General features: G+C 39.4%; 18 protein-coding genes and 1 other annotated feature. Of the genes, 7 read left to right on the forward strand and 11 right to left on the reverse strand.

The genetic code is table 11. The annotated features are described in order from the left end of the window. Nucleotides 1-111: 111 nt before the first annotated feature. The 6 genes from trpA to P3L40_RS10935 are packed head-to-tail and all read right to left on the reverse strand — an operon-like array spanning nucleotide 112 to nucleotide 6,757. Nucleotides 112-918 carry a tryptophan synthase subunit alpha gene (gene trpA, locus P3L40_RS10910; protein ID WP_094960530.1) on the reverse strand — a complete coding sequence of 269 codons (807 nt, stop codon included), beginning with the start codon at nucleotides 916-918 and terminating at the stop codon, nucleotides 112-114. Further along, a complete protein-coding gene (gene trpB, locus P3L40_RS10915) occupies nucleotides 918-2,108 on the reverse strand; it encodes a tryptophan synthase subunit beta (RefSeq protein ID WP_210852538.1) in 1,191 nt (396 codons plus the stop codon). The genes trpA and trpB overlap by 1 nt, the downstream gene beginning before the upstream one ends. Nucleotides 2,109-2,155: 47 nt before the next feature. After that, nucleotides 2,156-3,547 (reverse strand): bifunctional indole-3-glycerol-phosphate synthase TrpC/phosphoribosylanthranilate isomerase TrpF, encoded by a 1,392-nt coding sequence (gene trpCF, locus P3L40_RS10920; protein ID WP_210852537.1) that lies wholly within the window; start codon nucleotides 3,545-3,547, stop codon nucleotides 2,156-2,158. A 1-nt stretch (nucleotide 3,548) separates the two neighbouring features. Continuing rightward, on the reverse strand, nucleotides 3,549-4,550 hold the full coding sequence (trpD, locus tag P3L40_RS10925; protein WP_172767169.1) for an anthranilate phosphoribosyltransferase: 1,002 nt from the start codon (nucleotides 4,548-4,550) through the stop codon (nucleotides 3,549-3,551). A 21-nt stretch (nucleotides 4,551-4,571) separates the two neighbouring features. Continuing rightward, the gene (locus P3L40_RS10930) at nucleotides 4,572-5,183 is read right to left on the reverse strand and encodes a glutamine amidotransferase-related protein (protein WP_110591761.1); all 612 of its coding nucleotides are present in this window, start codon (nucleotides 5,181-5,183) and stop codon (nucleotides 4,572-4,574) included. Next, complete coding sequence (locus tag P3L40_RS10935) at nucleotides 5,183-6,757, reverse strand: anthranilate synthase component 1 (protein WP_210852535.1); 1,575 nt, start codon at nucleotides 6,755-6,757, stop codon at nucleotides 5,183-5,185. Before P3L40_RS10935 ends, P3L40_RS10930 begins: the two co-directional genes overlap by 1 nt. Before the next feature lie 26 nt (nucleotides 6,758-6,783). After that, nucleotides 6,784-6,885 (reverse strand) — a sequence feature (Trp leader region). 139 nt (nucleotides 6,886-7,024) lie between these two features. Between P3L40_RS10935 and rnm the strand changes: the two genes are divergently transcribed. From rnm to aphA, 4 genes are all read left to right on the forward strand, one after another. After that, on the forward strand, nucleotides 7,025-7,924 hold the full coding sequence (gene rnm, locus P3L40_RS10940) for an RNase RNM (RefSeq protein WP_405127817.1): 900 nt from the start codon (nucleotides 7,025-7,027) through the stop codon (nucleotides 7,922-7,924). A gap of 146 nt (nucleotides 7,925-8,070) precedes the next feature. Beyond that, complete coding sequence (locus tag P3L40_RS10945; RefSeq protein WP_036957701.1) at nucleotides 8,071-8,691, forward strand: L-threonylcarbamoyladenylate synthase; 621 nt, start codon at nucleotides 8,071-8,073, stop codon at nucleotides 8,689-8,691. A gap of 200 nt (nucleotides 8,692-8,891) precedes the next feature. Beyond that, nucleotides 8,892-9,809 (forward strand): 23S rRNA pseudouridine(2605) synthase RluB, encoded by a 918-nt coding sequence (gene rluB, locus P3L40_RS10950; protein ID WP_036958116.1) that lies wholly within the window; start codon nucleotides 8,892-8,894, stop codon nucleotides 9,807-9,809. A gap of 393 nt (nucleotides 9,810-10,202) precedes the next feature. After that, the gene (gene aphA / locus P3L40_RS10955) at nucleotides 10,203-10,916 is read left to right on the forward strand and encodes an acid phosphatase AphA (RefSeq protein ID WP_004254174.1); all 714 of its coding nucleotides are present in this window, start codon (nucleotides 10,203-10,205) and stop codon (nucleotides 10,914-10,916) included. 405 nt (nucleotides 10,917-11,321) lie between these two features. Here aphA and P3L40_RS10960 read toward each other — a convergent pair whose 3' ends face one another. The 4 genes from P3L40_RS10960 to P3L40_RS10975 form a co-directional block, all read right to left on the reverse strand. Further along, nucleotides 11,322-13,430, reverse strand: coding sequence for a filamentous hemagglutinin N-terminal domain-containing protein (locus P3L40_RS10960; RefSeq protein ID WP_210852533.1), 2,109 nt, complete (start codon nucleotides 13,428-13,430; stop codon nucleotides 11,322-11,324). Between the two features lie 498 nt (nucleotides 13,431-13,928). Continuing rightward, nucleotides 13,929-16,076 carry a filamentous hemagglutinin N-terminal domain-containing protein gene (locus tag P3L40_RS10965; RefSeq protein ID WP_210852530.1) on the reverse strand — a complete coding sequence of 716 codons (2,148 nt, stop codon included), beginning with the start codon at nucleotides 16,074-16,076 and terminating at the stop codon, nucleotides 13,929-13,931. A gap of 555 nt (nucleotides 16,077-16,631) precedes the next feature. Further along, nucleotides 16,632-17,222 (reverse strand): cob(I)yrinic acid a,c-diamide adenosyltransferase, encoded by a 591-nt coding sequence (gene cobO, locus P3L40_RS10970; protein ID WP_112307152.1) that lies wholly within the window; start codon nucleotides 17,220-17,222, stop codon nucleotides 16,632-16,634. A 5-nt stretch (nucleotides 17,223-17,227) separates the two neighbouring features. Then, on the reverse strand, nucleotides 17,228-17,992 hold the full coding sequence (locus P3L40_RS10975; RefSeq protein ID WP_036957702.1) for a YciK family oxidoreductase: 765 nt from the start codon (nucleotides 17,990-17,992) through the stop codon (nucleotides 17,228-17,230). Between the two features lie 177 nt (nucleotides 17,993-18,169). Between P3L40_RS10975 and sohB the strand changes: the two genes are divergently transcribed. Then, nucleotides 18,170-19,216, forward strand: coding sequence for a protease SohB (sohB, locus tag P3L40_RS10980; RefSeq protein ID WP_004254182.1), 1,047 nt, complete (start codon nucleotides 18,170-18,172; stop codon nucleotides 19,214-19,216). 96 nt (nucleotides 19,217-19,312) lie between these two features. On the opposite strand, the gene P3L40_RS10985 is transcribed toward sohB, so the two are convergent. Then, entirely contained in the window at nucleotides 19,313-19,570 is a 258-nt protein-coding gene (locus P3L40_RS10985; RefSeq protein WP_094960535.1) for a DUF2498 family protein, read from the reverse strand. A gap of 290 nt (nucleotides 19,571-19,860) precedes the next feature. On the opposite strand from P3L40_RS10985, the gene topA reads away from it, so the two are divergent. Together topA and sodC are read left to right on the forward strand one after the other, a co-directional pair. Further along, a complete protein-coding gene (gene topA, locus P3L40_RS10990) occupies nucleotides 19,861-22,467 on the forward strand; it encodes a type I DNA topoisomerase (protein WP_004254195.1) in 2,607 nt (868 codons plus the stop codon). 318 nt (nucleotides 22,468-22,785) lie between these two features. Further along, nucleotides 22,786-23,310: a superoxide dismutase family protein gene (gene sodC, locus P3L40_RS10995; protein ID WP_004254197.1), complete on the forward strand. Its 525-nt coding sequence runs from the start codon at nucleotides 22,786-22,788 to the stop codon at nucleotides 23,308-23,310. Nucleotides 23,311-23,585 lie beyond the last annotated feature (275 nt).

Raw genomic sequence — 23,585 nt, forward strand, 5'->3', positions numbered from 1 at the left:
TAAAATTTAATTATAGAAGGCTAGGTAAAGTTTATTTAAGACTATTTTTTATAATTTTAAGTAACCAAGCCATTAATTTTAAATATGACTTGATTACTATTTATTCCTTATCTATTTTTGTGTTGCTGCTTTCATTTTTGCAACGAATTCAGTTAATGATTTAAGCATAACGTCAGGGCGATGTAGGTTATTTTCAATAATTTTAACCACAGCTGAACCTGAAATTGCGCCTGCAGCACCATTTTTAATCGCTTCTTCGACTTGCTCAGGTTCTGATATTCCAAAACCTTGTAGGGCGGGAGCCGCTTTATATTGGTTTAATTGACTCAATAAGTGAGTCAATGGCATTTCTGCTCTTTTTTCAGTACCTGTCACGCCTGCACGAGATAATAAATAAGTATAACCTTGGCTATATTTCCCGATCTGTTGCAGTAGCTCATCATTAGCATTTGGTGGGCAAATAAAAATGGGTGCAATATTGTGAGCTAGCGCCGCTTCGCGAAATGGTTTTGATTCAGACATAGGGACATCTGCAACTAATACAGAATCAACACCTGCTTTTTCGCAGCGAATATAAAAATTTTCAATACCATTCGTAAAAACTAAATTTGCATAGACTAATAAGCCAATAGGAATAGTAGGGTGTTTTTCTCGAATACGACGGAGTAGTTCGAAACAAATTGTTGGGGTAATTTCACTTTTAAATGCACGCAAATTTGCATTTTGGATAGTTGGGCCATCTGCCAGTGGATCAGAAAATGGAATACCAATCTCTAATGCATCAGCACCACCAGCAATCAAAGCATCGACAATTTTTAATGATAACTCAGCATCTGGGTCACCTAAAGTGACAAATGGAACAAATGCGCCTTGGTTATTCTGAGCTAAACGTTCAAAAAGTTGGGTGTAGCGTTCCATTAGATTTCTCCTTTGCTGGCTAAAATATCATGTACCGTAAAAATATCTTTATCACCACGGCCAGACAAATTGACGATTAATAACTGTTCTTTATTAGGTTCTTGCTCTGCCATTTTTAATGCATAAGCGAGTGCATGAGATGATTCTAATGCAGGAATAATTCCTTCCTTACGTGATAATAATTTAAAAGCATTTAAGGCTTCATCATCGGTAATGGAAACATATTCAGCACGACCGATACTGTTTAAATGGGCATGCTGAGGGCCAACAGACGGAAAATCTAATCCTGCAGAGATAGAATATGATTCTTCAATTTGACCTTCATTGGTTTGCATCATTGGCGATTTCATACCGAAATAAATCCCGACACGGCCATGTTTTAACGGGGCACCATGTTGGCCGGATTCAATACCTAATCCAGCAGGTTCCACACCGATTAGTTTCACATCTTCTTCTGGAATAAAAGAGGCAAATAAGCCGATTGCATTTGAACCACCACCAATACAGGCAACGACAGCATCAGGTAAACGGCCTTCTTTTTCGAGAATTTGTTGTTTTGCTTCATCACCAATCATACGTTGGAACTCACGTACAATTGTTGGGTAAGGGTGTGGCCCCGCCGCGGTTCCTAATAAATAATGAGCTTTATCATAGCTGCCAGACCAGTCCCTTAATGCTTCATTACAGGCATCTTTCAATGTGGCTGAACCGCTGTAAACTGGAATAACTTCAGCGCCCATTAATTTCATTCGAAATACATTGGGAGACTGGCGTTCTACATCTTTGGCGCCCATATAAATACGGCATTTCATGTTCAGTAATGCACAAGCCAGTGCTGTCGCAACGCCGTGCTGCCCAGCCCCTGTTTCTGCAATTATTTCAGTTTTTCCCATTCGCTTAGCAAGTAGTGCTTGGCCTAATACTTGGTTAGTCTTATGGGCACCGCCGTGCAGTAAATCTTCCCGCTTTAAATATAATTTTGTTTTTGTACCTACGGTTAGATTTTTACATAACGTTAGCGCAGTAGGGCGACCTGCATAGTTTTTTAGTAAGTCGTGAAACTCACGAATAAATTCATCATCATTCTGTGCGTCGATAAACGCGTCTTCTAATTGGTTTAATGCAGGAATAAGAATTTCTGGGACATATTGCCCACCAAACTCGCCAAAATACGGATCTAATTTGCTCATTATTTATTGTCCATTTTATCAGTTACATTAATTGGTGTTGGAGTCTTTCATTTCGTTGTGTATTGATGAGCCGTTGATTTGGCTAACAACGTTGACAATACCAAATTTATTTTTTGTTGACTTTTTATACCAGGTTCAATTTCAACCCCTGAATTAAAGTCTAATCCGTTGCACAATAACTTAGCTGCGTCTAGGCAGTTATCAGGGGTAAGCCCCCCCGCTATCATTAATTTCTGTGTTGTGGACGAGGGGATTGCTGACCAATCGAAGGTTTTGCCAGTACCACCAGAGCCATTATCCAGCAATAACACATCAATACCTTGTGTATCGTAGTCATTTAGAGTTGTTCGTGACATATCAAGCGCCTTCCAAACTTCACAGTAGTTTGGTAAAAATGTTTTTAACGTATTGATATAAGAAGTATCTTCTTCACCATGTAATTGTACCGCAGATAATGCAAGTTGCTTGGCAATATGGGCAACAAAATCCGCGGACTGATTGCGGAAAACACCGACATATTTTAAAGGTGCTGCATGGATGATACTCCGCGCCTGTGACAACGTCACTTTTCTAGGGGAGGTTTCAGCAAAAATTAATCCACCATAGTGTGCTCCCGCTTCAAATGCGGCTTTTGCGTCTTGCTCGCGGGTTAAGCCACAGACTTTATGTTCTCCCACTAACAAGTTTCGAATGGCTTTATCTAGGTCAGCTTGCTCCATTAAGGCGCTACCGATTAAAAAACCATTCGCAAATTGCTTCAATGACTGAATATGTTGATGTAGATAAATACCTGACTCACTGATCACAATGGTACCCTCAGCTAAGCGGGGTGCAAGTTCACGAGTTCGGTTTAAATCAATAGAAAGGTCACGTAAATCACGGTTATTGATACCAACAACCTTGGCTTGTAACCGAATTGCTCTCTCTAATTCTTCTTCATTACTGACTTCCGTTAATATTCCCATATTAAGTTGATGAGCGACCTCTGCTAACGCTTTATATTCATCATCATTTAAGACAGATAACATGAGTAAAATGGCATCCGCTTGGTAGTAACGTGCAAGGTAGATTTGGTATGGGTCAATAATGAAATCTTTGCATAACACGGGTTGTTTTACGGTATTACTGACAATCGTTAAGTAATCCATATTCCCTTGAAAATATTTTTCATCAGTAAGAACTGAAATCGCGGATGCGTAGGGCGCATAAGTTTTAGCTATCACAGCGGGGTCGAAGTCAGCACGAATCAACCCCTTTGAAGGCGATGCTTTTTTGCACTCTAAAATAAATACAGGGCGTTTTGCGCTTAGTGCGTTATAGAAACTACGCTGGCTAGGTTGAATACCAGCAATAAAGCTTTCTAATGGCTGCTTGGCTTTGCGTTCGATTAAATAATCAACTTTATCATCAACAATTTTTTGTAAGACTGTCGCTTTCATTTTATTGGTTCCTTGCCGCGAGTGCTGTGACGCGGTCAAATGCTTTACCGCTACGAATAATTGCGAGTGCGTGTTCGCTGTTTTGTTTTAAGTCTTCATGGCCATTAATACGCATCAACATGGCGACATTGGCCGCTACAGCAGCTTCGTGAGCAGCTTGCCCATGGCCTTGAAGCAAGTTACTAAGTAACACGCGGTTTTCATCTGGTGTTCCGCCTTCTAAGTCACGTAATTGATACGGTTCTAACCCAAAATCATCTGCAGTTAATTGGTAATGTTGTACTTTGCCATCTTTTAATTCAGCGACTTGAGTTACTGCATGTAATGAAACCTCATCCATCCCTCCACTGTGTACCACAGCTGCACGGGTGAAACCAAGCATCTGTAATGTTTCAGACACCGGTTTTACTAATGATTCTTGGTAAACTCCGATAAGGGCAATTGGCGGACGAGCCGGGTTGATTAATGGCCCCAATACATTAAATAACGTTCGGGTTTTCAATTGAGTGCGTACAGGGGCCGCATGACGGAACCCACTATGGTATTGCGGTGCAAATAAAAAACAAACACCAAGCTCATCTAATGCGTCACGAGCGCTTTGCGCACTGAGATCAAGAGCGATACCAAAGGCTGCCAGTAAATCTGAAGAACCTGAACGGCTCGAAACACTACGATTACCATGCTTGGCTATTTTAATACCACATTCAGCAGCAACAAAGGCACTTGCCGTTGAAATATTAATACTATTTGCACCATCTCCCCCTGTACCAACAATATCACTGAATAGGTAGTCAGGGCGGGGAAAGGGTTGTGCATTTTCTAAACAAGCTAGAGCGGCACCCGCAATTTCTTGTGGTTGTTCGCCACGCATTTTCATACTGATTAACACAGCGGCTAACTGAGGTTCTGTTAATTCACCTTGAATAATGGCATTAAACAAGTACTGGCTTTCTTGTTGAGTTAGCGGCTGCGCTTTAAATAATTTATCATAAATATTTTGCATAATTGGCTCTTTAGTATTCCGTTAGTGCGAATGAGTGGATTCGATTGCATTGGGAGTAGAAAGGGCCCATGCCACGGTGTTTTCTAACAACTGTTTACCTTGAGTTGTTAAAATGGATTCTGGGTGAAATTGGAATCCACAAACTCTATCGCTATCATTACGTACAGCCATGACCATGCCATTTGACTGGGCACAAATGGTCAAGCTCTTCGGAATTTGGCTACCAACAAGAGAGTGGTAGCGAGCCACTGATATTGGGTTTTCAAGATGGTTAAACATGGCTAATCCATCATGTGTGGCTATTGAGGATTTACCATGCAAAATTTCACCTGCAGCAGAGACAGTTCCACCATAGGCCTCAACAATAGCTTGGTGACCTAAGCAAATACCGATAACAGGAATTTTGCCTTTTACGCGCATCAATATTTCTGGCATTGAACCTGCTTCACTAGGTTTTCCTGGACCGGGTGATAAGACTAAAATAGGTGAAACCATTTGATTTAATACAGATAAAATATGTTCTGCACTAACGGTATTGCGATAAATAACTACCTGATGTCCACCCGCACGCAGTTGGTCTACAAGGTTATAAGTAAAGGAGTCAACGTTATCGAGCAGTAAAATATTCGCCATTAGAATAACTCCTTAACTTGGTGTGCTTGGGCAATTGCACGGATCACAGCACGTGCTTTATTACGGGTTTCATCTGCTTCTGCTTGAGGTATGGAGTCTAGAACGACACCACCTCCCGCTTGTACAGTGGCAATGCCATTTTCTACGTAGGCGGAGCGAATAACGATGCAGGTATCAAAATCACCATTTCCTTGGAAATACCCTACAGCCCCCCCGTATGATCCTCGGCGCTCTTGTTCATATTGCGCAATCAGCTGCATTGCTTTTACTTTTGGTGCACCCGTTAACGTTCCCATATTCATACAGGCTTGATATGCATGAAAAACATCTAAATCTTGGCGTAATGTTCCCACGACATGAGAAACCAAATGCATCACGAAAGAATAGCGGTCAACCTTAGTTAGGTTAGCAACGTAACGGCTACCCGCTTCACAAATACGCGCTAAATCGTTACGTGCTAAGTCAACGAGCATGATGTGCTCAGCAAGCTCTTTCTCATCAGAACGCATGGAAAGCTCAATTCGGCTATCTAAATCAAGGTCTAATTCACCTTGGGCATTTCGTCCACGAGGGCGAGTTCCGGCGATTGGATAAATTTCCACTTTGCGATTTGCTGTCGCATATTTGAGTGCGCTTTCGGGTGAAGCCCCAAAGAGTGTAAATGCGTTATCTTGCATGTAGAACATATAAGGGCTTGGGTTTTGTGCTTTGAGTTTTTGGTACGCAATTAAAGGATGTGAGCATGGCATCGTAAATTTACGAGAAGGCACAACCTGAAAAATATCCCCACGGTATATGGCTTCTTTTAATGAGGTGACAATTTCCCCATATTCTGGGTCATTTTTGTTTACCGAGACGGCAAAGTCAGGCGCAGTTGCTAAAGGAAGCGCTGGCAAGAACGGCCGGCACGAAGCGATAATTTGAGCGTGACGCTGCGTAACAGTTTCGACATCTTGCTCATTCTGCGTAAATAGGCAACTTTTTAGACGTGCAGCCTGATTTTGATGGTCGATCACTAAATAATGCTCAGCAACAAAAAAACAGTAATCAGGGCAGTGATTAACGGTATTTACCTTGGGTAAATCTTCAAAACTCGCGACTAAATCATAAGCAAACAACCCACCAACAAACAGATTTTCAGGTTTTGTGGAATAGGCTTGTGCAAGAGCGGGTAGTGCACGTAAAACGTCTAAGCTAGATGCAGCCTTCAGGCGGCTGTCTTCGTCTAAATCTTGTCCAGGCTGGCTGAACGTTACCGTCAAACTATTTTCTTGCATGCTATGATGCATGATTAAATCTGTTAATTGAGCTAACAGTTTAGGTAATAAGGCCTGGCCATTTGGCGTCAACGCTTCTATTTCAACTTGTTGGCCAAAAGCACGAATACGTAGTGCGCTGTTGACAATCAATAAGCTTTGCAAGTTGGCTTTATTATTAATTTCAGCGGATTCCAACAGCATTGTTGATGGAACTTGATGACACAAATGATTAAATAATAATGTTGGGTCAGGCTGATAATTAATTGGGCTATCCAGATACTTAAAATGTGCTAATGTGGTGTTTTGTTCGTTCATTATGTTGCCTTACGCTAATTTTTGACATAAAAAAACCCGCCGAGGAAGGGCGGGTTTGGCACTGAAACATACAATAACTATGCGCGTGCGGCTTCCGCCCAATTTGGGAAGTCACGCCACCAACGATTTGATAAGTTTAATAAAGTCATTGTATGCCTCACTGGATAAACTGATTATTTTTAGCTTTAGCCGTCTTGCGTACTAGTTAACTGGATCGCGATATTTATGTCAAGGACTTTATTAATTTATTAGGAAAAATAGTTTTTCATGGAAATAGGAGAAGATATCAATATGCCGACAGCCTCGTCGCCATTAGTGACTCGCTATGACTTACATAGCCATACGAATGCTTCGGATGGTGACCTCACTCCTGCTGAGTTAATCGAACGTGCAGTGGAAAAAGGGGTTAATATTTTAGCGATTACCGACCACGATACCTGTGAAGGTGTATTAGAGGCTCGCCGCTATCTTGCTGAACATGAGCGGCCAATTGAGCTAGTCAATGGCGTTGAAATTTCGACACTTTGGGAGAATATTGAAATACATATAGTGGGCTTAAATTTTTCGCCTTCACATCCCGCGATGGTTCAATTGTTAAAAACACAATCTGAGCATCGTTTAGAGCGTGGTATTGAGATGGGCAGGCGGTTACAAAAAGCAGGCATTGACGATGCATGGGAAAATGCACAACGTATTTCTGGCGGTGGGCAGGTAACGCGGGCACATTTTGCACAATATATAGTGAAAATAGGTAAAGAAAAAACGATTAATAATGTATTTAAACGTTTTTTATCGAAAGGGAAAACAGGGTATGTGCCTGCGAAGTGGTGCACAATTCAAGACTCAATTGACGCAATCCATGCCGCAGGGGGAATTGCGGTATTAGCGCATCCGTCTAAATATCAATTATCCAATAAATGGTTAAAACGGTTGGTTGCGTATTTTAAACAGTGCGGTGGTGATGCTATGGAGGTTTCTCACTGCCAGCAACCGCCAAATGAAAAGCAATATTTAGCAGAATTGGCCAATAATGCTAATTTGTATACATCCGTTGGTTCAGATTTTCATCGGCCTTGCTCTTGGATAGAGCTTGGCAGAAATTTATGGTTGCCCGATGATGACAAGGCTGTTTGGACACTTTGGGATACAGTAAAAACAGCTAATTAATTGATGTATTAATAATGCAGTGTAAAATAATTATTATAAGTGATGATTTATTAATGAGTAAGTCATCTTATGGAATTCAAAGATAGTAGCATTTATAGGTATTTTTGCCGGGTGATGCTGTCGATACCCAAAAATTAGAGGTATGTATGAGCCAGTTTTTTTATATCCATCCGGACAATCCTCAGGCAAGACTTATTAGCCAGAGTGTTGAAATTTTAAATAAAGGCGGAGTGATTGTTTATCCTACAGATTCAGGATATGCCATTGGATGCCGTTTAGAAGAAAAAGATGCTTTACAACGTATCTGTCGGATTCGTCAGCTTGATGCTAACCATAATTTCACATTAATGTGCAGAGATCTCTCTGAGCTATCGAATTATGCGCATGTTGATAATACTGTCTTCCGTTTAATTAAAAATAATACACCAGGTAATTACACCTTTATTTTGCGGGCAACGAAAGAAGTTCCACGGCGTTTAATGAATGAAAAACGTAAAACTATTGGTTTACGTGTACCGTCGAACCCGATAGCTCGAGATTTACTCGAAGCTGTTGGTGAACCGTTGATGTCAACTAGTTTGATTATGCCAGGTGATGATTTCACTCAATCAGACCCTGAGGAAATCCGCGATTTACTCGATAAACAGGTCGATTTGGTGATACATGGTGGTTATATTGGGCAAAAACCAACAACTGTGATTGACTTTACTGATGATACGCCTGTTGTGGCGCGAGTCGGAACAGGGGATCCAACGCCTTTTGAGTAGGTATAAATATATCGAAGCTTAAGGTTCAGTACTGAACTAACTAAAATTGTATTGAATGTGCAATATACAGATAAGTAATAGGGGTTCAGGATAAACCTGTGTATAATGCGCGGGTTTTCAAATTCATTATTGTTTGGCGCGGCAAAAATAGCGCGCCAAAAAGATATTTGACGCCTGTGAAGGCGACAGCAGAGGGTTACATGAGCGTAAAACCGCAAAAAACTGAAAAATTACAGAAAATCCTTGCTCGTTCAGGGCATGGTTCTCGTCGAGAAATCGAAACATTCCTGCAAGCGGGTCGTATTAGTGTTGATGGCAAAATTGCGACACTAGGGGACCGTGTTGAAGTCACACCAGCAACAAAAATTCGTTTAGATGGTCGTTTATTAGCAATCAAAGAGCCTGAAAAGGAAATCTGTCGTGTAATGGCTTACTACAAGCCAGAAGGTGAGTTATGCACACGTCATGATCCTGAAGGGCGCCCAACTGTTTTTAACCGTTTACCACGGTTAACGGGGGCGCGGTGGATTGCTGTTGGCCGTTTAGATGTTAACACTAGTGGTTTATTGTTATTCACAACAGACGGTGAGCTCGCTAACCGTTTAATGCACCCTAGCCGTGAAGTTGAACGTGAATATGCAGTGCGTGTGTTTGGTGAAATTAACGATGCAAAAATTCGTCAATTAACACAAGGTGTACAGTTGGAAGATGGCCCAGCCTCTTTTAAAACGGTTTCTTACCGTGGCGGAGAAGGGATGAACCAATGGTTTAATGTCACCTTAACTGAAGGACGTAACCGCGAAGTTCGTCGCCTTTGGGAATCTGTTGGTGTACAAGTCAGCCGTTTAATCCGTGTGCGTTATGGTGATATCGACTTACCTAAAGGCTTACCGCGTGGAGGATGGACGGAACTTGGTTTAGAGCAAACCAACTATCTCCGTGAGCTGGTGGAACTGCCGGTGGAAACGGAAAGTAAGGTTGCGGTTGAGCGCGATCAACGTCGCATTAAAGCAAACCAAATTCGCCGTGCGGTTAAACGCCATACACAAGTCGCATCGCGTCCGGCATCAAAACGTCAATCATCAAGACCAACAGCGAAACGTCGTACTCGCATCTAAATTTGCTATTCTTTATTCAGTATAAAAACGCAGAGCGTAATTTCTCTGCGTTTTTTTATGTGATCACGCCAATAATCATCCACTCCAGTAATTACCAATCTTATAAATTCATCTTTCAGTAATAGTTATATGCCACATAGATAATTAGAAAATTAATGGTCTAGTTCACATTATTATGAAACCTATTAATAATAGATAATGTTTATGAGATGTTTGTCTCATTTTAATGTAATAAAAAGTCTTAGTATGCCCATTCTTATGAGATGTAACTCACAAAATGTTGGGTTGCTAACTGATAATAAAGATAAATTTACAGATAAACCTATTACTTACCCAGTTTATCCAGATAAATAAAGAATGGTTTAAGTGGATAAACCTGAATAAGGACAAAACATGAAAAAAATAACACTGACTTTGAGTGCGATTGCATTGGCATTGAGTTTTACGGCAACCTCTCAAGCAAAAATTCCAATGCCAGAAACCGTAAGCCCCGGCGTTACCGTTGTTGAACTTGCTCAACAACAGCCTATTCATTGGGTTTCCATCGAACAAATTAAACAAAGCCTAGAAGGGAAAGCACCTATGGCTGTTGGGTTTGATATCGATGATACGGTGTTATTTTCAAGTCCAGGTTTTTACCGTGGTAAATTAGAGTTCTCACCTAACGATTTTAGCTACCTCAAAAATCAACAATTTTGGGAAAAAATGAATAATGAGTGGGACAAATTCAGTATGCCAAAACAAGTGGGTATTGATTTAGTCAAAATGCACTTAGAGCGCGGTGACACTGTTTATTTCATTACTGGCCGTACGAAAACAAAAACGGAAACAGTGACGAAATATGTTCAAGAAGGTTTAGCGATACCTGCGGATAAAATGCAACCTGTTATTTTTGCGGGTGATGAACCAGGGCAAAATAATAAAGTGAGCTGGATGCGTGATCACAAACTTACCATATATTATGGTGATGCTGATGCCGATATCGCAGCAGCACATGAGTTAGGTATTCGCGGTGTTCGTATTCTACGTGCGGCAAATTCATCTTACCAACCATTACCAAAAGCAGGTCGCTTTGGTGAAGAGGTTGTGATTAATTCAGAATATTAATTCAACAAGTGCAATGCAAATAATAAATATCCTCCGACTAATGCCGGAGGATATTTATTCAAACACTCTACGAATAGAATCTTCCCCTAACCGTTGGCGAGCCTGAACAACATCACCTGGTGAAACGTAAGGTCATTTACTAGATAAAACAATTTCTAGATGGAGAACGAGTTGAGCCATGGAAAGTGAGCGAAAAAGGGGCATTCCTATTACAGCTCATATCATCATTTCCATCGGAATTCTTTTGGCGGGAAAGCCTGAGCAGACTCGAAAGCTGGCTAAGTAACATAAAAAATCCGTAATCTTGGGATAATTACGGATTTTTGTAGATCGGTAGGGGCGTTAAACTGATTATTTAGCTCTTAACTGATCGGCATTAGGTAAATTACCCCTTTATTGCATAACTTAATAATAATTGTCTGTATTGATGATTACTTCACCGCCTAATATTTTACCATCTGGGCTGTTATAAACCATAGGTGCAGTGACGCGAGTTTGATTTTTTGATGAAATAGTACCGTAAGGATTAAATAAAGCAGTTTTTGCATTTATAGTTGCGTTATAATCAGCACTAATTAAACCGTGGTATCCGTTATCAATAATATCTGCATTTAATTTTAAATTATTAAAAGCTGAAATTGTACCGTTTGAATTATACAGATTTTTATTGATATTCATTTGAATATCACCAGAAGCTAACGTTTTTTCAGTCCAGTTAGTTTTAACCTCTCCTATATAATTGTTAAAGGTATTTGCTTTAATATTGATAGAACCATCAACTGCATTTATTCCTGCTTTATCATCTGTGACACCGTATTTTTGGGCATGATTGGAAAAATCTGAACTCCAACGGTTGTCTAGTTCGTTTGTTTTGATTACTAAATTACCATTTGTACTAATTAAGCCTTCTTTATTAATTATTTTATTTTCTGCATTGATATCTAAATTAGTTGCGTTGATATAACCTGCAGTGTTATCTAATTTATCGGTATTGATGGTAGATTTACCTGCCTTGGAAATAATAGCACCAGAGTTGATAAGTGATGGTGTCTCGATAGTTAAAAGACGACCACTTTCAATCGCTGAGTCTTTACCATTAGTTAATGACTTTTCTGCAATTAGATCCATTCTTCCATTCGTGGTTTTGATTGAAGAAGTGTGGTTATTTATTTCCTCACTTTTTAAGTTCATACGTCTTTTTGCATTGATTAACGCATTATTTTTGTTTTCAATAGAAACAGCCGCCTCAATTGTAATATCACGACCAGTAAGTAAAGCATCATTATTGTAAACAATGCTACCTGAATTAATGTTTAATTCATTACCGGCTGAAATTACACTTTTAATAGAATTAGGAAACATATTGGATGAATTTTCAACATTATTAACTGTTTTGATGTTCATATCACCTTTGGTGGCCTGTATTTTACCGCCATAGTTGCCAATCATGTTAGCGTCAGCATTTAAATTTTGATTTGCAGTGATCTCGCCACCAGAATAGTTAAGGATATAGCCATCAGTATTGATATTAATATCGCTGTTTTTTGATTTAATAGCCCCTGTATTTTCAATTCCGCTTAAATTGTGCGCATAGGCAGGATTACTGGTTGCGGTAATATTTACGTCACTAATAGCATCCATTGTTTTATAATTGAAAATATTACCATTACTGGCAATTCGTAAACCATCATCACCAGCGGAGATAATGCCTTTGTTGCTAATAGCGCTATTATTTCCAGTGGATATCAGCGTGATTTTATCTGCATACATGCCACCTAATGCTGAAATATCGATAGCAATATTTGGAGTGTTAGTATTGGAACTTGCAGATTTTATAAGTTGTCCATTTTTACTAATAACATTAGTACCTGTAATTATATTTATCTCATCAGCATTCATCTTACCCGAGATAGCAGCTGTTTTTGCTAAGATATCAGTAGGTGAGTTTGAATTAAATTTATCAGTAATGACGATTTGACCTTTGTCAACATTGATAGTGAAATCACCATTAAGTTGTGGTGTTATTTTCCCTGTCGTGAGTGTTGCTCTATTTGTGTTAATGAAACCACAATTATTACAAGTAATACCTGAAGCATTGGCAACAATAACTTGAGCACTATTACCAGCAACTTCAATCATTCCATTTAATTGGGTTGCTTTATTAGAATTAACTTCATTTAGAATAACAGTTGCAACATTACCTTGAAGATTGCTGTTGGCTTTAATATTACCTGCTAATTGCGTATTAATATCTGCTTTACTGTTATTGAGTACGACACCTTTTTTGTCAACATCAAATTTACTATAAATATTATGAGAAACACCATTATTAGATGGGGTCTTTATATTTACAATAGTTGCGCCATTTGGTGCTTTAATGACACCAGCGCCATTGGTGTTAACAATATCTGCTTGCGCAATAGAAATTGTACCTAAAAAAATGGAAATTCCTAAAAAAACAGGTTTTAATTTTAGGGTAGGATGGTTGTAATATTCTTTGTTATTTTGTTTCATATTAATCTCTAATTTATCGATAGATATAAAATACGTAGATGATAAATAAAATAAGCTATAGGATTGTACGTTAATAAAAATTTAAATAAAAATTAATTCTTTTTAAGACTATGCAATTGACGTCAATTAGATGTTATACCTATAAAGGTGAAAAAATGGGTATTTATCACTTGGCTTGTAAAATTTCCTTGTATATTCAATATGTAAACTTTACTCTAAAATGGAGATCGTATACGTTATTACTTAAGTGAGTTCTCCTATCTATTGTGACTTTACAATAAGCATAGATAAGATATGTTTAACACTTATTATTATTGTTGTTGGGTAGTGGCATTTGGCTGTTATATATTAGGTTTTAATTTCGCCACTTATTAATTATTTGTTTGTGTTTGTTTCGGTAGATATAGTGTGAGAATATTATTTAGGCGCGGTCGGTAATAAGCCCTTATAGGGCTAGAATAAACCACCCGCTATGCGAGTGGTTATGATTGTAATATATTAGTTTGTCACAACTGCATCAATAATCACACGGTTACCCGTGATGCTTCCAGTCGTTCCATTACTTATTATAGGGCTGGTGACTTTAGTCGTGTTAGTAGAGCGTAAAGCACCATATTGGTTGTTAATACGATTTTTTGAATCAATGGTGAGATTTTTCCCTGCGGCCACTGTTCCTGAATAGTTTTCTAATGTGCCAACATCCAGTTTCTGGCTATTAGCGCTTTTGATTTCCCCATAATTATTATTGAGTGTTGCTTTGAGCTTAACGTCAATATCATTACGTGCAGCGGTATTATTTTCTACATTTGCAGCAATAGAACCATAGGTATTATGTAACGTATCACCTTTAACTTTAATAGTTCCATTATTGGTTTGTAGGCCACCATTTTGGTTTGTTAGTCCAAATTTAGTATTAATGAGTTTAAAGTCACTACTGTAACTGTTGTTCAAATAACTGGTTTCAATATCCAGATTATTCTCAGCATTAATTAACCCTGCTTGGTTATCAATACTATAGGCTTTAATCGTAAGATTTTGTCCTTTGATATAGCCAGAACGGTTGTTCATTGAATTAGCATTAATGACGGATTTGCCGTTATTCGAAACAATCGCTCCGGTGTTATTGAGCTGGTTAGCATTGATATTCATCAAGCGACCACTATGAATGGTTGACGTTCCCGCGTTAGTGAGTGATACCGACGCATCTAAATTCATCTGGCCATCAATGGCATTTATTTCAGAGTTAGTTTGCGTTAAGTACATCGTACTGATGTCTGAATGGCGTTGTGCAATAATTTTGCTATTTGATGTGTTATCAATTGCGGATTGCGTGCTGATCTTGCTATCTCGCCCTGCAGTAATATTGGAGTTTTCATTCACAACACGAACGGCATTAATCGTTATATCGCGCCCGGCATTAAATCCTTTTCCTGGATCATTTGGATTGGCGAGATTGTCCCTGTTGTAAATTGTACTCATGGAATGAATGTCGATATTACCTTTAGTAGACTGAATGATACCATTATCATTTACAAATGAATCAGAGAGTGTATTAACATTCTGCAGAGCGATTATCGAACCACGATTGTTGCTTAGTGTACCTAGTGTACTTAGATTAATATCATTGTTATAGGATGTGATATCACCATTATCATTATTAATTACCCCCGTTCCTGCAACGGTAATATTGACGTTTTTATTACCCGCAATGTGACCGTTATTGGTAAGGCTTGCTGCTTTAATATCAATATCACCCGCTGCGTTCATATTACCATTGGTATTATTCACCGTTCCTGCGGTATCAATAGAAATTGCGCCATTATAGGTACCAATATCCCCTAAATTACTGACACCAACGCCAGTTTCAGTGGCTATTAATGAGATTTTATTGGCATACATACCGCCAATCGACGAAACATCAATCCCAACAGTGGGTTTTGTTCCAATTGCAGCGGCTGTACCCGTCACATCCCCAGCCGAATTGACGTGATTACTTCCAGCTATCACATTGATGCGCTGTGTATCAATAATGCCATTAATGGCCACCGAACGTGCAATTAAATCTGTCGGAGAATTGGTATCTAATCTCCCATTGATGGCGATTTTACCTTGCTGCACATTATAGTTAGCAATGGAGCCATCATTTGCTAGCTCTACTTTACCGGTTGTCAGTGTTGTACGATTGGTGTTGATAAAGCCACAGTTGTTACATGTAACTCCGGACGCATTAGCAACGATTACTTGCGCTTTGCCGCCTGCAACCTCAATCATGCCATTTAATGTGGTTGCCGCATTTGAATTTATTTCGTTTAAGATAACTTTAGCTCGCCCGCCAGCAACATTGGTATTGCCACCAATTTTGCCGCCAATGAGCGTATTAGAATTTTTTGCACTGTTATTTAAAATAACGCCTTTTTGGTCAACATCGAATTGGCTATAGGTATTATGGGAAACACCAGCCTGGCTTGGTTTATTAATATAAACGACAGTCGGTCCATTACCTTGATTTAATATACCAGCCCCATTAGTTGGTGTAATTGCCGCTTGAGCAACAGTAGTAGTTCCAACGATTATTGAAACACATAAAAAGAGTGGGTTAAATTTCATTTTTGTGAAATTCAAATGAGAATTTGAAACGTTTTTCATATATATCCCTTAAATAAAATAGAAAAATCTAAGATAACTAACAATCCATTATTGCAGTTTAATTATGCTTAAATAGAAAACCAAATAAAATTAATAATGTTAACATGGGTAAATATATCGTTATTCATTGATAACTAACTAAAACTGAATAAAAGCGGAGTAATATCTATTTTTATAGATTAGTTTGTTTTTTATCAATAGGTTGTGTTTACGCATTTTTAGCCTGTTAGGAGGATTTTACTCACGTAGCAATACGTAATCATTTTAATTAAAGAGGAGGTTTTCAATAAATAGCATTAATTATTTTTATATTTATTCTTTATCGTTATAAAATAATTGTGATACTTGATGAACAAAAGTTAGCAAAAAAATTCATACTACCAAAAAATATTTTCCAATATGGAGTTCACACTAAATTAGTGTTACCAATGAAAAGTATTAAATAACTTTTTTATAGGTTAACTGATGGCTTAGTTAGAAAAATAGCTAGTGAAATAGATTAGAAGTGCAATAATAAAAAATAACGCCTTATTATTGCACTTTGTTATCGGATGATTACCAATCAATCCCTTTTTGAGCTTTAATCCCAATATCAAATGCATGTTTCACTGGGCGCATTTCTGTTACTGTATCAGCTAATTCGATTAAATCTCGGTGGCAACCTCTGCCAGTGATCACAACAGATTGATTGGCAGGGCGGCTTTGTAATGCTTGGATCACTTCTGCTAATTCGAGATAATGGTAACTTACCATGTAGGTGAGTTCATCTAAAATGACTAAATCGTACTGTGGGTCACTTAATAATTGTTTGGCGTATTGCCAAGTTTCTATACAGGCGAGGGTGTCTGTCTCTTTGTTTTGAGTTTCCCAAGTGAACCCTGTGGACATAACATAGAAGGGAACGCCTTGGGGTTCTAACAGCTCACGTTCACCATTATCCCAGCCACCTTTAATAAATTGAACAACAGCGGCTTTTTTACCATGGCCTACTGCACGGCAAACAGTACCAAATGCCGCTGTCGTTTTGCCTTTTCCATTTCCAGTAAAGACAATAACGATACCCCGTTCAATTTGAGCGGCTTCAATTCGTGCATCCACTTTTTCTTTTAAACGTTGTTGACGTTCTTCGTGTCGGCTTTGAGACATCATTTTTACTCCGCAGCACCGGGCTTGCGTCCGGGTTGTGCATCATAGCTACTTCCTGTTTTACGCAGGCTATCATCACCCATCAAATAGATATAAATAGGCATGATATCAGCAGGAGTTTTCAATTTAAGTGGATCTTCGTCAGGGAACGCGCTTGCTCGCATAGAGGTTCGAGTTCCACCTGGATTAATACAATTTACACGAAGATTACTGTGCTTATACTCTTCGGATAGAATTTGCATTAAACCTTCTGTCGCAAATTTAGAGACAGAATAGGCTCCCCAACCGGCTCGACCTTGTTTACCTACACTTGAACTGGTAAAAACTAACGAGGCATTAGGCGCTTTAAGTAATAGAGGGAGCAAAGCTTGAGTTAGCATAAATGTGGCATTAACATTTATTTGCATCACATCATGCCATAGGTCACTGGGTTGCTCAGAGATAGGGGCTACTACACCAAGTATTCCCGCGTTGTGTAAAACGCCATCTAAATAAGGCGTTATTGACGCAACTTGCGAAGCGAGTGTATGGCAGTCATCAATTGTTGCGGTTAATAAGTCTAATATAAAGCAAGGTGGATTCTTTCCATCTAAAGCCGCTATTTCATCACTAACTGATTGTAATTTATGCAGTGTTCTACCAACAAGAATAAGGGATGCACCATAGCGCGCATAAGTGAGAGCGGCTTCACGGCCAATGCCATCACCGGCACCTGTCACGAGAATAGTTTTACCTTTCAATAGGTCTTGTCTAGGCTGATATTGGAGCATATTCTTTCCTACTATTGTGATTAGCATGTATGGTTATCATCGCACTGATTGTGATAATTGGCTAATCTAACATAGTATTAACAAGGTTTGTCGTGCCAACTCTGTTTTTTTCTGGTTGTTTGCGCGTAATCGTGAGATTATTTTTGTATTGAAGATAAATATCAAAAGGATCAGATTGTGGAGTATTTCTCATTGTATGGGCTATTTTTAGCAAAAGTCGTTACGATTTTGGTAGCGGTGGTTTTGCTGGCTGTTTTTGTGTTTGGCGTAGGTATGCGCAGACAAGGAGCAAAAGGTGCTTTGAAAATCACAGATTTAGGTGAAAGCTATCGTGAGCGTCAGCGCCAAATGCAACAGATAAAAATGAATGAATCAGAACATAAGGCATGGCTAAAAGCATTTAAAAAACAGCAAAAAGCAAAATCAAAAAGTGAGAAAACTGGGGCTAAATTAGGCCAAACAGGGGTTAAAAAGCCTTGCTTATATGTCTTAGACTTCAAAGGTAGTATGGATGCACGTGAAGTTGCCTCTTTACGTGAAGAGATCAGTGCAATTCTCGCTGTTGCAGACCAACAGGATGAGGTTTTGTTAAGACTTGAAAGCCCAGGTGGGATGGTTCATGGTTATGGCTTAGCGGCTTCACAATTACTAAGAATCAAAGAAAAAAATATCCCACTGACTATTGCGGTAGATAAAGTCGCTGCGAGTGGTGGATATATGATGGCGTGCATCGCAGATAAAATTATCGCAGCGCCATTTGCCATTATTGGTTCGATTGGTGTTGTCGCTCAAATTCCAAATATTCATCGGTTATTAAAAAAGCATGATGTTGATGTTGAACTTCACACCGCTGGCGAATACAAACGTACATTGACCATGTTAGGTGAGAACACGGAGCAAGGTCGTAAGAAATTTGTTGAAGATTTAAATTCAACACATGAATTGTTTAAACAATTTGTTCATCAAAATCGCCCATCTTTAGATATTTCTGCAGTTGCAACAGGGGAGTATTGGTATGGTTCACAGGCGCTTGATAAAGGGCTTGTGGATAATATTGGTGTGAGTGATGATTTTATTATTAATGCGATTGATACTAAGGAAATAGTTAGTATCCGTTATGTATTAAGTAAAAAAATGATGGATAAGTTTATGGGAAGCGCGGCAAAGAGCGTGGATAATTTATTATTGCGCTGGTGGCAGCGTGGGCAAAAACCACTCTTGTAATTTCGAATTTTGCCTAGCGAATAAGCGTTTTTAAATCTACTATTAATTTACCGGCTTTTTAGCCGGTAAATTATATACAAAGAGCAAACGTGTTAATTAGTTATTATCACTCAATTGGTATTGTTCTGATAGTACATGAGCAAGGTGTTTGTACATATTAAAAGCAGCGGTACTCTTTAAGGTAGGGATATTGTTCTCATCTAAGAAGAACTCCCCTTTAAATACCAATGTACCTCGATGCTGCTCTACAGTATCAACAAACATACCATGAATATAATCATCATGTTTCTTTATGATATCATTAGCTTTTTCAAGTAACTCTTTTTTTGTGATGAACGGTAAATTGTCTTGCATAACTTGGCTTCCTTGAAAAAATAATTGGTTGCTTCTAGCATTTTATCAGGTAGAGTGTGTGGTTTTCAATTGTGACTAAACATCTTTATATGGTTAAAATCAGTCGACTAGAAGACACTTTGTGCCTTTTAGAATAACGTGATTGAGTTTATAAGTTTTGTTTCAACACAAATAATTGTTTAAAAATATATTGATATATTGTGATTGTGTCGCAATATAAAAAAGAGATTCTCATTTTGCGCATTTTAATGTAGAAATGCGCCATTGTTGATATTTAGGTAAAGGTAAATATGGGTAAAGCTCTTGTTATAGTGGAGTCCCCGGCAAAGGCCAAAACGATTAATAAGTATCTTGGCAGTGGCTACGTTGTAAAAAGCAGCGTTGGCCACATTCGTGATCTGCCGAAAAGCGGCTCTGGTTCACAAACCGGCTCACAAAAGAGTACAGGCTCATCTACCGACAAAACAAAGAAAGTGAAAAAAGATCCGCGTGATGCATTAGTTAAGCGCATGGGGATTGACCCTTACCATGGTTGGAAAGCGAATTATCAAATTCTACCAGGTAAAGAAAAAGTGGTCTCTGAACTTAAATCACTGGCGGAGGATGCTGATCACATCTACCTCGCAACGGACTTGGACCGCGAAGGGGAAGCTATTGCGTGGCATTTACGTGAAGTGATTGGTGGAGACGATTCTCGTTTTAGTCGTGTTGTATTTAATGAGATCACCAAAAATGCGATCACTCAGGCATTTGATAGCCCTGGGGAATTAAATATAGATAGAGTTAACGCACAACAAGCGCGTCGTTTTATGGACCGAGTTGTGGGTTACATGGTTTCTCCACTGTTGTGGAAAAAAGTGGCTCGTGGCTTATCTGCTGGTCGTGTTCAATCAGTTGCAGTGAAACTGATAGTTGAACGTGAACGGGAAATTAAAGCCTTCGTTCCTGAAGAATATTGGGAACTGCATGCCGACTTAGCTGATAAAGATATCGCTAATTTGCGTATGGAAGTCACTTCACAAGGTGGTAAGGCATTTAAGCCAGTCAATAAAGCGCAAACAGAGGCGGCGGTTAAATTACTGGAAAATGCCCGTTTTGCGGTTACTGACCGTGAAGATAGGCCGACATCCAGTAAACCGAGCGCACCGTATATCACGTCAACGCTACAACAAGCTGCTAGTACCCGTTTAGGTTTCGGCGTGAAAAAAACCATGATGATGGCTCAGCGTCTTTATGAGGCGGGTTACATCACTTATATGCGTACTGACTCAACAAACTTGAGTCAAGATGCACTCGACATGGTTCGTGGCTATATTAATGATAATTTTGGCGCGAAATACCTGCCAAAAGATGCCAATGTGTATAGTAGCAAAGACAATTCGCAAGAGGCACACGAAGCCATTCGCCCTTCTAGTGTCGATGTTTTACCTGAGTCACTAAAAGACATGGAGAACGACGCGAAAAGGTTGTATCAATTGATTTGGAATCAGTTTGTGGCTTGTCAAATGACACCTGCGAAATATGATTCAACAACCTTAACAGTCAAAGCAGGGGATTTTGAACTAAAAGCCAAAGGGCGTACTCTGCGCTTCGATGGTTGGACGAAAGTCATGCCTGCACTGCGTAAAAATGATGAAGACAAAACGCTGCCACCAATACAAGTCGGTGCGGAGTTGTCTTTGGTTGAACTATTGCCTAGCCAGCACTTTACCAAGCCGCCAGCACGTTTTAGTGAAGCGTCTTTAGTTAAAGAATTAGAAAAGCGTGGTATTGGCCGTCCTTCAACGTATGCAGCGATTATTTCGACGATACAAGACAGAGGTTATGTCAAAGTTGAAAACCGTCGTTTTTATGCAGAAAAAATGGGTGAAATCGTCACAGACCGCTTAGAGGAAAACTTTAACGATCTGATGAACTATGATTTTACTGCACGTATGGAAGACCAATTGGACCATGTTGCAAACCATGATGCCGAATGGAAAGCCGTATTAGATGAATTCTTCTCTGATTTTAGTAAGCAGCTAGATGTTGCTGAAAAAGAACCAGAGGAAGGGGGAATGCGCACCAACCCAATGGTAATTACCTCAATTACCTGCCCTGATTGTGAACGCCATATGGGCATTCGTACCGCATCAACTGGGGTATTTTTAGGTTGTTCTGGTTATGCATTACCACCCAAAGAGCGTTGTAAAAAAACGATTAACCTTATCCCTGAAGACGAAGTCCTTAATGTCCTTGAAGGGGATGATGCGGAAACTAACGCATTAAGAGCCAAACGTCGTTGTCCAAAATGCGGCACCGCGATGGACAGCTATTTGATTGATAATGGCCGTAAATTACATGTTTGTGGTAATAACCCTGCGTGTGAAGGTTATGAAATCGAAGAAGGCGAGTTTCGTATTAAGGGTTATGACGGCCCGGTCATTGAGTGTGACAAGTGTGGCTCAGAAATGCACCTGAAAATGGGGCGTTTTGGTAAGTACATGGGTTGCACCAACGAAGAGTGTAAAAATACGCGTAAAATCTTACGAAGTGGTGAAGTGGCACCACCGAAAGAAGATCCAGTGCCATTGCCGGAACTTCCATGTGAAAAATCTGATGCGTATTTTGTGTTACGTGATGGGGCTGCTGGCGTTTTCCTTGCGGCGAATACATTCCCTAAATCACGAGAAACACGTGCACCACTAGTGGCAGAATTACAGCGTTTTAAAGACCGTTTACCTGAAAAACTCGCATATTTAGCTGAAGCACCGGCTGAAGACGGTGAAGGTAACCCAACAGTCGTCCGTTTTAGCCGCAAAACGAAACAACAATATGTTTCTTCAGAGAAAAACGGCAAAGCAACGGGTTGGAGTGCATTCTACGTTGATGGTAAGTGGGAAGTAAAAGAAAAGTAATAGCTCTCTTTTGTTTCCAAACAAAAAAGCCAATCATTTAATTAGATTGGCTTTTTTATTAACTTGTCAATTTCATATCAATGCCTATCAGTGAATAACCCGCTGTTATACTGTCCATTCCTTTATTTCTTATCGCTCACTGTGATACAGCCACCAATTTTTAACTAAACTCAAATGTAGCACCAAAGTGATAACTAATTTGTGTTAACTTAAGATAGAGTCGTTGTAGTTATCAATTGGCAGTAATAATCCTTACCTTGCTGAAATATTTAGGTAAGTCGATGGAATGATAGATAAAAGTTATCCACCGGAGGCAAAATGAAGTTAAAAATGTGTTTACTGGCTGCATTATTGACAGCGGGGACAGCGTACGCTGCTCAGTCTACTGTTGTATTAAAAGAAGCGACACCCACAGGTGATGGTAAAGCAATAGGTGAGGTTGTTATCTCAGAAACGGAATATGGATTACTGTTCACGCCTAAATTAACAGGACTACAAGCAGGCATTCATGGCTTCCATATTCATGAGAACCCAAGTTGCGAACCTGCAGAAAAAGACGGTAAATCGGTACCTGCATTAAAAGCGGGTGGTCATTTAGACCCAGCCAAAACAGGCGTTCATAAAGGCCCTTATGATAACACAGGGCATTTAGGCGATTTACCCGGCTTAGTTGCCGATAGTCAAGGTAATGCTAATTATGCGGTACTAGCGCCACGTTTAAAATCACTCAAAGATGTTCAAGACCGCGCATTGATGGTGCATGTGGGTGGTGATAACTATTCTGATAATCCAGAAGCGTTAGGCGGTGGTGGGGCTAGGATGGCCTGCGGCGTCATCAAATAATACGCGTCATATTTCAAAGCTGTGGCGTTGTTAGCTGCGCTTGCTAACCCTAGTCACATACTGATGTATGCTCCTAGGGCTTAGCGCCGCTTGCTGCCTAGCCACAACTTGAACTATTTAGCGTATTGTATTGATTATAAAGTAGTTTAAAAGACAGTATTGCATTGATTAGAATATGATTTAAACAGCAGAATTGTTATCTGGACTTACTAATGTTAATTACATACTGATGTATGCTCCTAGGGCTCAGCGCCGCTTAATGCCTAGTCATAAAA

The organism is Providencia sp. PROV040 (assembly GCF_032706145.1).
Taxonomy (GTDB): domain Bacteria; phylum Pseudomonadota; class Gammaproteobacteria; order Enterobacterales; family Enterobacteriaceae; genus Providencia; species Providencia hangzhouensis.